This window comes from Thermoanaerobacter siderophilus SR4, from assembly GCF_000262445.1.
GTDB classification, from domain to species: domain Bacteria; phylum Bacillota; class Thermoanaerobacteria; order Thermoanaerobacterales; family Thermoanaerobacteraceae; genus Thermoanaerobacter; species Thermoanaerobacter ethanolicus.
On record NZ_CM001486.1, the window covers coordinates 60,751 to 75,406 of the forward strand.

10 protein-coding genes and 3 pseudogenes are annotated in these 14,656 nt (G+C 35.8%); 5 read left to right on the plus strand and 8 right to left on the minus strand.

Annotated features, from left to right (window positions below; translation table 11 throughout):
- Positions 1 to 90 precede the first annotated feature (90 nt).
- The 4 genes and pseudogenes from THESIDRAFT1_RS00330 to panD all read left to right on the plus strand — a co-directional run bounded on the left by THESIDRAFT1_RS00330 (position 91) and on the right by panD (position 2,967).
- Positions 91 to 982: pseudogene (locus THESIDRAFT1_RS00330) on the plus strand (Rossmann-like and DUF2520 domain-containing protein).
- Complete coding sequence (gene panB / locus THESIDRAFT1_RS00335; RefSeq protein ID WP_004402508.1) at positions 942 to 1,766, plus strand: 3-methyl-2-oxobutanoate hydroxymethyltransferase; 825 nt, start codon at positions 942 to 944, stop codon at positions 1,764 to 1,766. Before THESIDRAFT1_RS00330 ends, panB begins: the two are co-directional and overlap by 41 nt.
- On the plus strand, positions 1,763 to 2,614 hold the full coding sequence (gene panC / locus THESIDRAFT1_RS00340) for a pantoate--beta-alanine ligase (protein ID WP_006569139.1): 852 nt from the start codon (positions 1,763 to 1,765) through the stop codon (positions 2,612 to 2,614). Before panB ends, panC begins: the two co-directional genes overlap by 4 nt.
- A complete protein-coding gene (gene panD, locus THESIDRAFT1_RS00345) occupies positions 2,614 to 2,967 on the plus strand; it encodes an aspartate 1-decarboxylase (RefSeq protein ID WP_006569140.1) in 354 nt (117 codons plus the stop codon). Before panC ends, panD begins: the two co-directional genes overlap by 1 nt.
- Before the next feature lie 32 nt (positions 2,968 to 2,999).
- On the opposite strand, the gene THESIDRAFT1_RS00350 is transcribed toward panD, so the two are convergent.
- From THESIDRAFT1_RS00350 to nagE, 5 genes and pseudogenes are all read right to left on the minus strand, one after another.
- On the minus strand, positions 3,000 to 4,925 hold the full coding sequence (locus THESIDRAFT1_RS00350; RefSeq protein ID WP_006569141.1) for an aconitate hydratase: 1,926 nt from the start codon (positions 4,923 to 4,925) through the stop codon (positions 3,000 to 3,002).
- Between the two features lie 24 nt (positions 4,926 to 4,949).
- A complete protein-coding gene (gene nifV / locus THESIDRAFT1_RS00355; protein WP_004402522.1) occupies positions 4,950 to 6,101 on the minus strand; it encodes a homocitrate synthase in 1,152 nt (383 codons plus the stop codon).
- A 131-nt stretch (positions 6,102 to 6,232) separates the two neighbouring features.
- A pseudogene (glcT, locus tag THESIDRAFT1_RS14680) lies at positions 6,233 to 7,059 on the minus strand (glucose PTS transporter transcription antiterminator GlcT).
- Between the two features lie 17 nt (positions 7,060 to 7,076).
- A pseudogene (locus THESIDRAFT1_RS00365) lies at positions 7,077 to 7,563 on the minus strand (PTS sugar transporter subunit IIA).
- Positions 7,564 to 7,676: 113 nt separating this feature from the next.
- A complete protein-coding gene (gene nagE, locus THESIDRAFT1_RS00370; RefSeq protein ID WP_003869251.1) occupies positions 7,677 to 9,077 on the minus strand; it encodes an N-acetylglucosamine-specific PTS transporter subunit IIBC in 1,401 nt (466 codons plus the stop codon).
- A gap of 284 nt (positions 9,078 to 9,361) precedes the next feature.
- Here nagE and THESIDRAFT1_RS00375 point away from each other — a divergent pair, with 284 nt between their 5' ends.
- Positions 9,362 to 9,949, plus strand: a complete 588-nt coding sequence (locus THESIDRAFT1_RS00375; RefSeq protein ID WP_006569144.1) for a Uma2 family endonuclease — start codon at positions 9,362 to 9,364, stop codon at positions 9,947 to 9,949.
- A gap of 63 nt (positions 9,950 to 10,012) precedes the next feature.
- On the opposite strand, the gene ltrA is transcribed toward THESIDRAFT1_RS00375, so the two are convergent.
- From ltrA to THESIDRAFT1_RS00390, 3 genes are all read right to left on the minus strand, one after another.
- The gene (ltrA, locus tag THESIDRAFT1_RS00380; RefSeq protein WP_006569145.1) at positions 10,013 to 11,425 is read right to left on the minus strand and encodes a group II intron reverse transcriptase/maturase; all 1,413 of its coding nucleotides are present in this window, start codon (positions 11,423 to 11,425) and stop codon (positions 10,013 to 10,015) included.
- Between the two features lie 470 nt (positions 11,426 to 11,895).
- The gene (locus tag THESIDRAFT1_RS00385; RefSeq protein ID WP_003869249.1) at positions 11,896 to 12,843 is read right to left on the minus strand and encodes a DUF7916 family protein; all 948 of its coding nucleotides are present in this window, start codon (positions 12,841 to 12,843) and stop codon (positions 11,896 to 11,898) included.
- 122 nt (positions 12,844 to 12,965) lie between these two features.
- On the minus strand, positions 12,966 to 14,612 hold the full coding sequence (locus THESIDRAFT1_RS00390) for a methyl-accepting chemotaxis protein (protein WP_003869248.1): 1,647 nt from the start codon (positions 14,610 to 14,612) through the stop codon (positions 12,966 to 12,968).
- Positions 14,613 to 14,656 lie beyond the last annotated feature (44 nt).

A 14,656-nucleotide genomic window follows, 5' to 3' on the forward strand; every position in this document is an offset into this window, starting at 1 on the left:
CAGGATCACAAGACCGGGACGGGAAATAAAGAAGATTTACCTTCCCATCCGTGGAAGGTTTTTTGTCTTAATTAAAAGGAGGGAAAACTATTGAAAATTGGATTTGTCGGGGCTGGCGTTGTAGGAACAAGCCTCGCTTTTTTGTTATCCCAAAATGGTATTAATATTTCAGGTTTTTTTAAGCAGGAGTTTAGAATCAGCCAAAAAATCAGCTGAATTTACACAATCCAGTGTCTTTTCTTCTTATGAAGAGGTCATCACAAATTCTGATGTAATTATAATAAGCACAAATGACAACAGCATACCAGAAGTAGTAAATAATTTAAGTCAGTACAAAGAAACACTTAAAGAAAAAACTTTTGCTCATTTAAGTGGAGCTTTAAATTTAGAAGTTTTAAACCCTCTTAAAGATGAAAATAATTTTATCATGGTAATGCATCCTATACAAACGTGTCCCTCTGTATCATCAGCTTTAGAACTTCTCCCAAAATCCTATTTCACTTTAGAAGGGGATGAAAAAGCAGTTGAAATTGGAAAAGAAATTGTAAATAAAATATCAGGTAAATACATAGTTTTAAACAATATAGTAAGACCCCTTTATCATGCTGCTTGTGTTGTAGCCTCAAATTACCTTGTAGCTCTTTCAAAATTTAGTTTGCTTCTTCTAAAAGAATCAGGTTTTCCTTTTGAAAATTATCCTGATGCCTTAATCTCTTTAATGGAGGGAACTTTAAAAAATATAAAAGAAAAAGGCACAACTGATGCTTTGACAGGTCCTATAGCAAGAGGGGATGTAAACACTGTAAAACTTCATCTTGAAAATATAAAAGATCCAAGTCTTGAAGAGCTTTATAAAAGTTTGGGTAAATTAACTCTTGAGATTGCTTATGAAAAAGGAAGTTTTAACAATGAAAAATATTTTGAATTGGAGGGTATATTAAATGGAGGAAAAAGTAACAACTCTCACACTAAGGAAATTTAAGAAAGAAGGAAGAAAGATTGTAGCTTTAACTGCTTATGACTTCCCCACAGCTAAAATCCTCGATAATTGCGGAATTGACATGATTTTAGTAGGAGATTCCCTTGGAATGGTGGTTTTAGGATACCAAAGCACAATACCTGTCACAATGGAGGACATGATACATCACACAAAAGCCGTTTCAAGGGCAGTAAATCGTGCCTTTGTAGTTGCCGACATGCCTTTTATGTCATATCACATATCAAAAGAACAGACTATGGCAAATGCTGCAAGGCTTATTGCAGAAGGCGGAGCTCACGCCGTAAAGTTGGAGGGCGGAGAAGAAATAGCTTCCATAGTCAAAACCATAGTAGATGCAGGAATACCGGTGGTAGGCCATCTCGGACTTACTCCTCAATCAGTACATCAATTGGGAGGATATAAAGTCCAAGGCAAAGAAAAAGAAAAAGCCAAAAAAATTTTTAACGATGCAAAAGTATTAGAACAAGCCGGCATATGTGCCCTGGTGCTTGAGAGTATCCCAATGGAGCTTGCAAAAGACATTGCAGAAAATATTTCAGTTCCAACTATTGGAATAGGAGCAGGTCCTTACTGCGATGGCCAAATCCTCGTCACCCATGACATGTTAGGTATAACACAAGGTCATAGGCCTAAATTTGTAAAACAATACGCTGATATTGAAAAAATAATGATAGAGGGCATAAATGCCTACATTAAAGAAGTACAACAAGGTTTATTTCCAGATGAAGAACATTCTTTTACTTTAGAAAAGAGGGAGAATAAATGATAGTAACAGAAAAAATTAGTGATGTAAGAAATATAATTAAAGAACAAAAATTGTCAGGTAAAAAAATTGGACTTGTACCTACAATGGGATATTTGCACGAAGGCCATTTGTCCCTCGTAAGAATTGCAAAAAAGCATTCAAATTTTGTATCTGTAAGCATATTTGTAAATCCAATTCAGTTTGGACCCAATGAAGACTTTGACAGATACCCTCGAGATTTAGAAAGAGATTTAAAACTTCTTGAAAAAGAAGGCTGTGACCTTGTTTTTGCTCCTTCTGTAGAGGAAATGTATCCTTCTGAACTTCTCACAACAGTAAATGTAGATAAAATTACTGATAAACTTTGTGGAGCTTTCAGGCCCGGTCATTTTAAAGGCGTCACAACAGTTGTAGCAAAATTATTTAACATTTTCACCCCAGACATCGCAGTTTTCGGACAAAAAGACGCCCAACAAGTTGCAGTAATAAAGAAAATGGTGGAAGACTTAAATTTCCCTGTAGAAATAATTAAAGCGCCTATTGTAAGAGAAGTTGATGGTCTAGCAATGAGTTCGAGAAATGTCTATTTAAATTCTGAAGAAAGAAAAGCAGCTTTAATACTTTCGAAATCTTTAAAAGAAGCTGAAAAATTACTTCTAAATGGCGAAAGAAATGCTAATACTATAATAAAAAAAGTAAATGAAGTCTTAAACTCAGAGCCTTTATGCAAAGTGCAATATGTCTCCTGCGTTCATCCTGATACATTAGAAGACTTAACTTATATAAAAGATAAAGCACTTATTGCAATAGCTTGCTTTATTGGGACAACAAGGCTTATAGATAATCTATTGTGGGGGGAAAAAATATAATGCAAAGGTTTATGATGAAATCTAAAATACACAGAGCAATTGTAACAGAGTCCAACTTAAATTACCAGGGTTCTATAACAATTGATAAAAATTTAATGGAACTTGCTGATATACTGCCAAATGAAAAAGTACAAGTTTTAAACATCAACAACGGTACACGATTTGACACTTACGCAATAGAAGGCGAAAGAGGCTCAGGTACAATATGTATAAACGGCGCAGCAGCAAGACTATGTCAGGTAGGCGATATAATCATCATAATATCTTATGCAATAATGGAGGATGAGGAAGCCAAAAATTATAAGCCTAAAGTAATATTTGTAGATGAAAACAATAAACCTGTAAATATGTAAAAAATCAAGGCACCTACTTTATAGTAAGTGCCTTAATTTGTTTTCTTTTTACTTTTTACATAATTTATCATGCCACCTGCTATGAGTACTTCTCTGTTTCTATCTGAAACCTCAAGATCTACTTCAAAGGTTGTACCTTTTGTTTGGTTTTTCACTGTTATCCTGCCGCCTCTTTTTACTTGTTCTACCGCATTTTCTATCTTTAAAACATCCCCAACCTCAATGTCTTCATAATCTTTTTCATCTACAAAAGTAAGAGGAAGAATTCCACTATTTATAAGGTTTGCTTTGTGTATTCTCGCAAATGACTTTGCTATAACAGCCTTTACTCCCAGTTGAAGTGGAGCCAATGCCGCATGTTCTCGGCTAGAGCCTTGTCCATAGTTGCTTCCACCGACAATTATGCCACCGCCCCATTCAATCGCTCTTTTAGAAAAGTTTTCATCTATTATTTCGAAACAGTGTTTAGCAAGCTCAGGGATATTAGACCTTAAGGGTAACAATTTAGCATTTGAAGGCATTATATGGTCTGTAGTTATATCGTCTCCTACTTTAATTAGCACCTTCTTTTCTATATCAGAAAGAGGTGTATTGAGAGGGAATGGCTTTATATTAGGTCCTTTTATTATCTCCACCTTTTCCCTATCCTCTGGCGGTTTTATAATCATATTATCATTAATTTCAAATTTCTCCACATAAGGTACTTCAGGTGCTTCCCCTAACTCTCTCGGATCTATTAAATACCCTGTCAAAGCTGCAGCAGCAGCAACTTCAGGGCTTACGAGATAAACTGATGCCGACTTTGTACCACTTCTGCCGTAAAAGTTTCTATTAAAGGTTCTAATCGAAATTGCATCTGTTGCGGGAGCTTGACCCATGCCAATACAAGGTCCACAAGCACTTTCGAGTATTCTTGCACCTGCCGATATCAGGTCTGAAAGTGCACCATTTTTTGCAAGCATGTTAAGAACTTGTCTTGAACCAGGAGCAATTACAAGGCTTACATGTTCTGGAATAACCTTGCCTCTCAATATGGAAGCAACTTTCATTAAATCAGCATAAGAGGAATTTGTGCATGACCCTATAGCAACTTGGTCAACTTTTGGTCTGCCTGCATCTTTAACTTTTACAACATTATCAGGACTATGAGGGAGTGCTACTAATGGTTCCAGTTCATCAAGGTTTATTTCAATGACCTCATCATATTCTGCATCTTCATCGGCAGCCAAAGGCACAAATGCATCTTCTCTTCCTTGGGCTTTTAAAAATTCATAAGTCCTTTCATCTGAGGGAAAAATTGAAGTAGTAGCTCCTAACTCTGCTCCCATATTGGCAATTGTAGCTCTTTCGGGTACTGATAGAGTTTTTACCCCATCCCCTGAATATTCAAAAATCTTTCCAACTCCACCTTTTACAGTAAGTCTTCTTAAAAGCTCCAATATCACATCCTTTGCCGATACCCAAGGTCTAAGTTTCCCAGTAAGCCTTACATTGACAATGGAAGGCATAATAATCCTGTAAGGCTCTCCCGCCATAGCCAAAGCAACATCTAAGCCTCCTGCACCTATAGCTAACATTCCTAACCCACCTGCTGTTGGCGTATGGCTATCAGAACCTAAAAGAGTTTTCCCTGGCCTTCCGAATCTTTCAAGATGCACTTGATGGCAAATGCCATTTCCCGGCCTTGAAAAATATATGCCGTATTTTGCTGCAACAGTCTGGATGTATCTGTGGTCATCTGCGTTTTCAGGACCTTGCTGCAATGTATTGTGGTCAATATAAGCAACTGAAAGCTCAGTTTTTACTCTGTCTATCCCAAGAGCTTCTAATTGTAGGTACGCCATGGTACCAGTGGAGTCTTGAGTCAAAGTTTGGTCAATTTTAATGGCTATTTCTTGACCTTTTCTCATTTCTCCTTCGACAAGGTGAGAAGATAGTATTTTCTGTGTAAGATTCATTGCCTTCACTCCTGTAACATAATTTTATATAGCCTTTTCTCTGTTTTTGATAACATCCTCATAAAGGTACATGAGCTCTTTATCAAAAAGCGGCCTCTTAAGCTGTATAGCTAATTTTCTGACATGAGGCAAAAGTTGATTTGCTTCTTCTTCTGTTAAAACTCTGCCGTATTCTTTAAATTTATTTATAAGAGCCGCAGTGCCAGAATGCTTGCCTATCACAATCTGTCTTTCAAGGCCTACTTCATCAGGATTAAATATTTCATATGTGTGAGGATTTTTAAGGGCACCATCTACATGAATACCTGACTCATGGGCAAAGACATTTGTTCCAACTATAGCTTTCCATGCTGGTAACTGTCTTCCTGAGGCCAAAGCAACGTATTCAGAAATTTCCCTAAATCTAGTTGTATCTATTCCTAAATCTATTTTGTAGACGTGCTTTAATGCCATTACAACCTCTTCTAAAGCAGCATTTCCGGCTCTTTCGCCAAGGCCGTTTACTGTAACTCCTATAAACTTTGCCCCTGCTTTCATACCTGCAAGAGCATTGGCAGTAGCCATCCCAAAGTCGTTATGAGTATGCATTTCAATATCAATGTCAACAGCTTCTTTTATTGCCTTGACCATATCATATGTTTTAAAAGGATCTAAAAATCCTACAGTGTCGCAAAATCTCAAACGATCAGCTCCTGCTTGTTTTGCGCATTTTGCAAATTCAATAAGAAAATCCATATCCGTACGAGAAGCATCTTCTGCGTTGACAGAAACATATACACCTTCTTTTTTGGCAAACCTAACTGCTTCTGTCATATTGTCCAAAACCCATTGCCTTGACTTCTTAAGTTTGTGCTCAATGTGAATATCAGAAGTAGACACAGAAATTGCAACAGCATCAACGCCGCATTCCAAAGATTCCTGAACGTCTTTTACAACTGCTCTATTCCATGCCATTATACTGGCTTTTAACCCAAGTTTTGCAATTTTTGCAACTGTTTCCTTTTCATCCCCCCCCATTGTGGGAATGCCTACTTCTAATTGATCTATTCCAATTTCATCTAACATTTGCGCAATTCTGACTTTTTCGTTATTTGCAAATACAACACCAGCAGTTTGCTCTCCGTCCCTCAAAGTAGTGTCTACAATATAGACCGGTTTGCCTTTTTTAAAAGTCATTTCACTTCCCCCTTCAAAAACTCTTTATAACATATTTTATATGTAACCCCTTATAAAGTCAATAGTATTTTGCAATTTTGTATTATAAAAATTGCAAAACCCGAACTAAAATTACTTTTAGTTCGGGTTTGTTAAATAGTATTGATTAATCGCTGAATGTGTATTGCAATATATCCTATTTCTTCCTCAGGCACTTTCTTTCCTAACGTATCTTCTATTACTTTTGCTACTTGTATTGCTATATTATAAGCTTTTTTGAATTTTTTCTTTATAGAGGCTAAAAGTTCATTTACCACAGGTGAATTTTTTTCTAATCTATCAATAGCAAAACGCAAGTGAGTTACAAGCCTTAGATAATCAATCGAATCCCTGTCAATATGTTTCCCTAGGTGGTTTTCAATTGTTGACACTAATTGAGATACCAATCTAGTATTTTTTAAAGTGTTTGATAAACCAGCATTTTCTAAAGCAGCATGCAAGTGAAGAGCTATAAAGCCTGCTTCATCCTCAGGAAGTGAAATGTTAAGTCTTTGATTTATCAATTCCAGCGCTTTTAATGCAATATTATAATCATCTTTATACAAAGCTTTTATTTCTATATTAAAAGGGTTTTTATTTCTATTCCCATATTTATTCTTTCAATCGCAAAGGCAATGTGATCAGCAAGTGCAATGTGTATATGCTCATTAAGTTTTTTGCTTTTTATTCTTTCTGCCATCGCTATTATTTCTTCTGCAATCCCTATTACATCTCCTCTTATCTTTTCCATTAACTCAGAAAATTTAATCTTATTAACATCCTCTTGTACATAAAATATTTTCTCTAATTTATCTTCTTCAATAATATCACCCGGTCTTTTGCCAAATCCTATACCTTTTCCCACAACTATGCATTCCACATTTTTATCATCCTTTGCCATACACACGTTATTGTTAAGAACTTTTATTACTCGATACATAATCAATACCTCACTTTTTACTTGAGGTATACTCTCATAACCTTTGTGTTTCCAGCTTTTACTTCCTCACCATCAGGTTCTTTTACAATTTTATCCACTATATCCATATTAGTAATAATAATTGGAGATGTCAATGGGTGTTCTTTTTTAACCAATTCCATATCAAATTTTATCAACTTATCTCCTACTTTGACTTTTTCACCTTCGGAAACAAAACTTTCAAATCCATTTCCTTTCATTTCTACTGTATCCATCCCAATATGAATTAGTACCTCCAAACCTTCTTCTGTTTTTATTCCCAAAGCATGTTTTGTAGGGAATAATTGTATAATAGTGCCATTAACCGGTGAATATACTATACCTTCTTTAGGTTCTAATGCCACTCCATCTCCTACCATTTTTTTGAGAAAACACAGGGTCTGGGACATCTTCAATTTTTAATAATCTGCCATTAATAGGAGAATATATATCTACGTATTTTTTCTTTTTAAATATGTTAAACATGTATACCATCCCTTTCTGTATTTTTAATAATATCTTATTATACCCATATATTTCAAACTTCTTAAAATAATTTTGATGGCGGCCAGTTTACGGCCGCCTAAAACATTTTCACCTTAAATTTTACCTCCTGCTTTTTTCATGTGTTTTTTCATTTCTTGTGCAATCAAATCAGCTTTTGTACCAACAATTACCTGCAGCGCATTTTTGCCCATTCTCATAACACCTGTTGCTCCTAATTTTTTAAGTTTATCATCGTCTATTATTGTATCGTCTTTCACAGTCAAGCGCAACCTTGTTATGCAAGCCTCCAAAGACTGGATGTTTTCTGCTCCACCCAATACTTCTACGTATTGTGCAGCAATATCACCAAGTTCTGATTTTGACATGTCTGCATATTGGTCAACAGCTTCTTCTTCTAATCTGCCAGGAGTTGGCAGGTTGAATTTCACTATTATATAGTAGAAAATTACATAGTATATTGCACCATAAATTATACCTATTAGAAGGAGCAAAAGAGGTTTTGTAGCTATACCATAGCTTAAGATATAGTCAATGAGACCAGCTGAAAAGCCAAAGCCATCCTTTATACCAAGAACATAAGTTATAGCAAGAGATAAACCTGTTAAAAGAGCGTGTATTACATAAAGTACTGGCGCCAAGAACATAAATGAAAATTCAATAGGCTCTGTAATACCTGTTAGAAATGCTGTAAGAGCTGCACTTATTAACACACCAGACACAGCTTTTCTTTGGTTTGGCTTTGCTGCCGCCAACATAGCCAGTGCTGCTGCTGGAAGCCCAAACATCATAATAGGATAAAACCCTGCCATAAATGTTCCTGCTGTTGGGTCGCCTGCAAAGAATCTGTTTAAATCCCCAGTTACAACTTTGCCAGCTGCTGTTTTAAAAGTACCAAATACAAACCAGACAAGACTGTTTATAACGTGATGAAGTCCAAAAGGAATCAAAAGCCTATTGAGTACACCATATACAAATACTCCAAGTGCTCCCGCTCCAATTATCCATTCACCTACAGCATATATGCCCTTCTGTATTGGAGGCCATACATATCCCATTGCAAAAGCTAACACAATTGCCGCGAAAGCTGTTACAATAGGCACAAATCTTTTTCCACCAAAGAAGCCTAAGAAATCAGGAAGTTTAATATCATGATACTTGTTATACAGATAACCGGCTATGATACCCATTAAAATACCGCCTAAAACTCCCATGTTGATATCTTTGTTTATAGTTGTCGCACCTTTTGTCAGTACAAAATAGCCAACTGCTGCGGCAAGAGCTGCTACACCATCTCCATCAGCAAAACCTATTGCAATACCTATAGCAAAGATGAGAGGTAAATTGTCAAATACCGCTGCACCTGCTTGCATAATAAAAGGAATGTTGAAAACATCAGGTGCGCCAAGCCTCAAAAGCAACGCAGCTGCAGGTAACACAGCAACTGGAAGCATTAAGGCTTTACCAAGTTTTTGAACACTTGCTAACCACTTCATATAAAAACCTCCTTATTTTATTTTTCAGGCATTTAAACAAAAAGAGCCGGCAAGGTAATAACACCTTGACCGGCTCATGCCTGCTTTTGCAGTAACACGCCGTAATTTAGTATTCGTTTACGAATATTATATAATCTATTTTGCAGTTTGTCAATAACTAATTATTGATAATTTCACGTATATCTTTAAATCGCACCCTCGTTTTTCATTGAATTATTTGAAAAATAATTTATAATTAAAGTTAAGGAATAATAAAAATATATTTAAATTGGAGGTTTCTGATAATGCCATTGCCAAAAGAAGATAAGGTATATACTTATGGTGACCTTTTGATGTGGCCAGAGGAAGAAAGAATTGAATTAATTAATGGACAGCCTTTTATGATGACACCTCCATCGAGAATTCACCAAGAAATTTCAAGAGAACTATTAACTGCTTTTTCTGTATATCTGAAAGATAAAAGTTGTAGAGTATACAGTGCACCTTTTGGTGTAAGGTTTCCTTCTGGCAATGAAAAAAGTGATAAAGAAATAAAGACTATCGTTGAACCGGATATAGTGGTCGTATGTGACGAATCAAAGTTAGATGATGAAGGATGTAAAGGAGCTCCTGACTTAATTGTAGAAATTGTATCACCATCTACTGCAAGAAAAGATAAGGTAGAAAAATTTAATCTATACGAAAAAGCGGGAGTAAAGGAATATTGGATAGTCGAACCTGAGCAAAAAGTCGTTATGGTGTTTATCCTTGAAGATGGACGTTACAGAATAGTTAAAACCTACTCAGAAGATGATAGCATAAAAGTGAGTATCTTCGATGACCTCACTATAAATTTAAAAGACATATTCAAAAGAGTATCGAGTAGGAGCTGAATAATTATTTTATTCAGCGTCCTCTCACACCACCGTACGTACCGTTCGGTATACGGCGGTTCATTAGGAATTGTGTACAATTAGATATCTTTGGGATAAACTCTTATAACCTATGCTTTCAAAGTATTTATTTGTAAGAGTCTTATTTAGGATTGGGCTATTGGATATTCTCCAGTAGCCTTTCCTTGTATTGGCGTATTCCCAGGCTTTTTGTTCTTCTACTCCTAGTTTTACTAAGTTATCATGCTTCGTTTTTATCTTCTTCCATTGTTTCCATATACATGCCCTTAGTCTTCGCCTTATCCATTCGTCAAGGGTTTTCATTATGCTTTTCGCGTCTGCTAATCCAAAATAGTTGACCCATCCTGTTGTTATTTGATTTAGTCTTTTTATTCTGTTTTCCATGCTTATTCCCTTGTTCCGATTGGTTATTTCTCTTACTTTTTCCTTAAACCTTTTGATGGATTTTTCATGGATTCTTATTCTTACTTCGTTTTCTTTTGTGTAGAATGAAAATCCAAGAAATTTTCTTCTCCATGGTCTATCTACAGCACTTTTTGCTTCGTTGACTTTTAGTTTTAATTTGCTTTCTATGAATTTCTTTATGCTCTTCATTACTCTGTTTCCTGCAGACCTGCTTTTTACATATATGTTGCAGTCATCTGCATATCGGCAGAATTTGTGCCCTCTCCTTTCAAGTTCTTTGTCTAGTTCGTCCAACATTATGTTTGCTAATAGGGGACTTAATGGCCCTCCTTGGGGTGTCCCTTCTTCTGTTGATATTTTGATTCCGTTTATCATTACTCCTGATTCTAGGTATCTTCGTATTAACTTTAGTACTCTTTTGTCCCCTATCCGCTTTTCTAGTTTGGACATTATTATGTCGTGGTTTACTCTGTCAAAGAACTTTTCTAAGTCCATATCTACAACCCATGTGTATCCTTCATTTATGTATGCTTCTGCGGCTTTTATTGCGTCTTTTGCACTGCGTCCTGGTCTGAATCCATAACTGCTATCTGAAAATGTATGGTTGTAGACTTTATTCAGTATTTGGGCTATTGCTTGTTGTATTAGTCTATCTAGTGCTGTAGGTATTCCTAGTAGTCTTACTCCTCCATCTGGTTTGGGAATTTCTACTCTTCGCACTGGTTGTGGTTTGTATTTCCCCTCCAGCAGTTGTTGTTTTATGGTTGGCCAGTTTTCTTTGAGATACGGTAGAAGTTCATCTACTTCCATCCCATCGACTCCATGGCTTCCTTTATTTGCAACAACGCGCTTGTATGCTGCTTCCATGTTCCCTCGTTCTACTATCATTTCAAGCATCTTGCCGGTATATCTTTGTACCTCGTTTCTTCCATCTTCCGACGCCGATGATATACTATGCACTTCCGTTGTCTTTTGAAATTCCATTTCTCTATTCAACGGATAGCCTCTTTGTTGAGTTGTCTGCAGTCTCTGCATATCTTTCGAGTCCATAAGATTTCCAAAACCTCCTAACGTTCGGTCCTTCCTTATCTATTCATGTCTAGATAAGTACTATGACCTCTGCTGACTTCTCAAGGTTCAACCATACATCACTGTATGGGTTGTCACTTCAGATTTTACTTCCATGACTTATCCTTGAGACCTCCCCGGGTAAGAACGATAACTTTCATCTCATATATCTGCCAGATTTACTGTATGGGATTCGGGTAGTGTTGGACTTCGTTTTGTTACGCAAACTCATCCATCCCAATTCAGCCTCTTATCTGGTTCTTGTTCATCAGACCGAGATTTTGCCTTAAGCTTCCTTCAGATTCCACCTCACGATGGACACCCTTGCTCTTGGCTAGTGGTTCCCACTACCAAGCCCACAGCGGACTTTCACCGCCTAGTTATCGCCCATGCCGGGCGCACGTAAAAAGGCCTATGGTGAATTCATCATAGGCCTTTTTTTATAACCATAATTACTTATTCAAAGAATATGCCATTCTCCTATAAGTATGCCTTACTCCTCTTATAGCAATAGAAAGTGCCATTATGTTTTCAGGAAGTGCCACTCCTGCATATCCTGCATCTCCTATATGCTGTATGTCTGCTCCCGCCATTTTTGATTGAACCCCGATAAATTCTATTGTGCTTTTTTGTGAGCCTTCTTGTGAGGTGCCAATTGTAGTCATTGCTAATGCCCCTTCTTCATGTATTGAATCTATCTGTCTTTTTGCAAGATTTAAATCAATTCCTGGAACAGTACCAGGCGCTGGTATCAAAATACAGTCGGCACCTGCTTTTACAAAATCTTTTAAAATTTTGTCTTCATATATGTTTCCTGAACCAGCACCGTGCATTTTTCCGGCAATGATCATCATATTTTCGCCCAAAATCTCTTTTGCTAATTCTATTCCTTTTATTATCGTGCCTACACTTACCCCTGTATTGGGATTCCCAGTTATAACGATATAATCAAATCCGTATTCTTTAGCTTTTAAAAGATTTTCTTTATTTAATTTTCGTCCCTCTACATATTCTACTCCTTCAGGAACAGGCTCTATATTTACACCTATAAACCTTCCAACAATTTTTTTAACTCTCTTGATGTAGTCAAAATCTTCTGCGTTTTTGGAGGCTATTTCGACTATTTTTTGTAATTCAGAAGGCCCAGCTGAAAAGTTTATTCCTGCATCATCTATACCAAAAATAAATGGTTTTTGAAAATCAAAAAAATTCAACGTAATCATATCACTGCCAAAAGCCGCTGCAAGCTCCATGTTTGATACTCCATAAACCAGCGGTGGAACTGTTACAATAGTCTCTGCCATTACCGTCCTTCCTTCGGAAGTTTTGATTGTTTCAATGAGTGTATTTTTGTCCATTCTCTCAATGTCTTTCATTGTAAGCTCAAAAATCCTTTTCATAAAAATCCTCCTCTCTCAAAATTAAAAGCTGGCAAGGTAATAGCTACCTTACCAGCTCATGCCGTAACCCGTCGCACGCTGTTTAACTAAATTATATACCATGAAGTAGTGTATGTCAATTATTACAACTGCATCACTATACTTGTAATTTTCTGCATATTAGCTTTTTGATTTTCTGCATATTCAACTTGTTCTTTTATGTGTTCAAGATTTTTTAAATTATTTTCATCTACTACATTTATCTCTGCAAGAAGCTGCTCAGATGAGGCAAGTAATTCTTCTACCTGTGCTGATATATTTTGTGATGCTGACATTACGTTTTTCATGGCTTGTAGCGTTTGACTAGAACTTACGGCTGTTTCTTCTGCTGCAACAGAAATTTCACTAATAATATCAGCGACTTTGTCAAACCCTTCTTTTGTCTGCTCAAATATATCTAATACTTTATTTACCTCCTGAGATGCTTTTGTAGAATTATCAATGTTTTTGATGACATTATCCACAGTATTTCTTGTAAATTGGGTAAGAGATTCTATTATTTCTCCTATTCTTTCTACACTTTCTGTCGATTGCGCTGCAAGTTTTCTTATTTCCTCTGCTACAACCGCAAATCCTCTTCCATTTTCTCCAGCCCTTGCTGCTTCAATTGCCGCATTAAGTGCCAAAAGATTCGTCTGTTCAGCTATATCTGATATTGAATAAAGAATATCTTTTATACCACCCATTCTTTTATCTAGCTCATTTAGTTGTTTTGAAGTATTTTTGGAGTTTTCCAAGCTCTCTTGTAAAGACTCAATTAATGATTTAACTTCTTCTCCTTGCCTGTTTGCATTTTCTTCTATTTCTTTGATTTTCATCATTGCTTCATTCATATCTCTCATAAGTTTATCGGAGACTTGTGACAAATTTTCATTAGTCTCTGAAACTTTAGTAATAGACTCAGCAACTTCATTTATATTTTCCGAAATTATGTTAATTCCATTTACTAAATCCTCTAAACCTTGTTTTGAAGAAGTTATGTTCATAGTATTTTCTTCTGATTTGTTTCTTATGTTTACCGCATAATTCATGACTTCTTCTGATTGCTTTTCTGCATTTATAATTTCAGAATTAATAAGTTTCGCATATTTCCTTAATTTTCTTATTATTATCGCTGCATAAATTAAAATTATCAATAGTATTACAATACTCATTCCTAGTGATATGTAAAAATTTCTTTTATTATTTTCTATCATTTGATTAAAATAGGGTAAAAAGCCCTGGGAATATGTAGAACTAAAATCATTCAAAGCACTTTGTATATGATTCAAATAATAAGTAATAGTTACTACTTTGTCGCTATCATTAACAGAGTCATACTTTTCGGGTAATTCATTTACTGCTTTCTTTAGGTTCTGAATACCTTCTTTAATTAGCAATAAATTTTTATTAAGTGAGTCGTAATTCTTGGTATTTTTATAGTCATCTAAGCTATTTTGGATATTAGCAATGTAGGTCTCCATCGAACTAATTGGAACTCCAACGGAAAAATTTGTCGCATTGCCATTCATATAGTCATTTAAAGTTTGTTGAATATTGCCACTTAATACCGCAATTTGAACTTGGGCATTTGACACGTTAATGACTTGATTTACCACATATTTTCTTAATTTTTCAATGTTGTTAATAGTATTTATAAGTCCTAAATTCACAATCACCGAAAGTATAACTGTTAAAATACCTATAATTACAAAAGATCGCACAACCTGAGCTCGAATAGTTTTTCCCATTTGCACTTCTCCCCTCTAGATAAAATAAAAAATTCCATATTTAT

Coding starts and splice junctions, on each gene's coding strand:
- THESIDRAFT1_RS00385 (WP_003869249.1), bottom strand. CDS start 12,843: ATGAAAAGGATTTTTGAGCTTACAATGAAAGACATTGAGAGAATGGAC.
- THESIDRAFT1_RS00350 (WP_006569141.1), bottom strand. CDS start 4,925: ATGAATCTTACACAGAAAATACTATCTTCTCACCTTGTCGAAGGAGAA.
- nifV (WP_004402522.1), bottom strand. CDS start 6,101: ATGACTTTTAAAAAAGGCAAACCGGTCTATATTGTAGACACTACTTTG.
- THESIDRAFT1_RS00375 (WP_006569144.1), top strand. CDS start 9,362: ATGCCATTGCCAAAAGAAGATAAGGTATATACTTATGGTGACCTTTTG.
- nagE (WP_003869251.1), bottom strand. CDS start 9,077: ATGAAGTGGTTAGCAAGTGTTCAAAAACTTGGTAAAGCCTTAATGCTT.
- panC (WP_006569139.1), top strand. CDS start 1,763: ATGATAGTAACAGAAAAAATTAGTGATGTAAGAAATATAATTAAAGAA.
- panB (WP_004402508.1), top strand. CDS start 942: ATGGAGGAAAAAGTAACAACTCTCACACTAAGGAAATTTAAGAAAGAA.
- THESIDRAFT1_RS00390 (WP_003869248.1), bottom strand. CDS start 14,612: ATGGGAAAAACTATTCGAGCTCAGGTTGTGCGATCTTTTGTAATTATA.
- ltrA (WP_006569145.1), bottom strand. CDS start 11,425: ATGGACTCGAAAGATATGCAGAGACTGCAGACAACTCAACAAAGAGGC.
- panD (WP_006569140.1), top strand. CDS start 2,614: ATGCAAAGGTTTATGATGAAATCTAAAATACACAGAGCAATTGTAACA.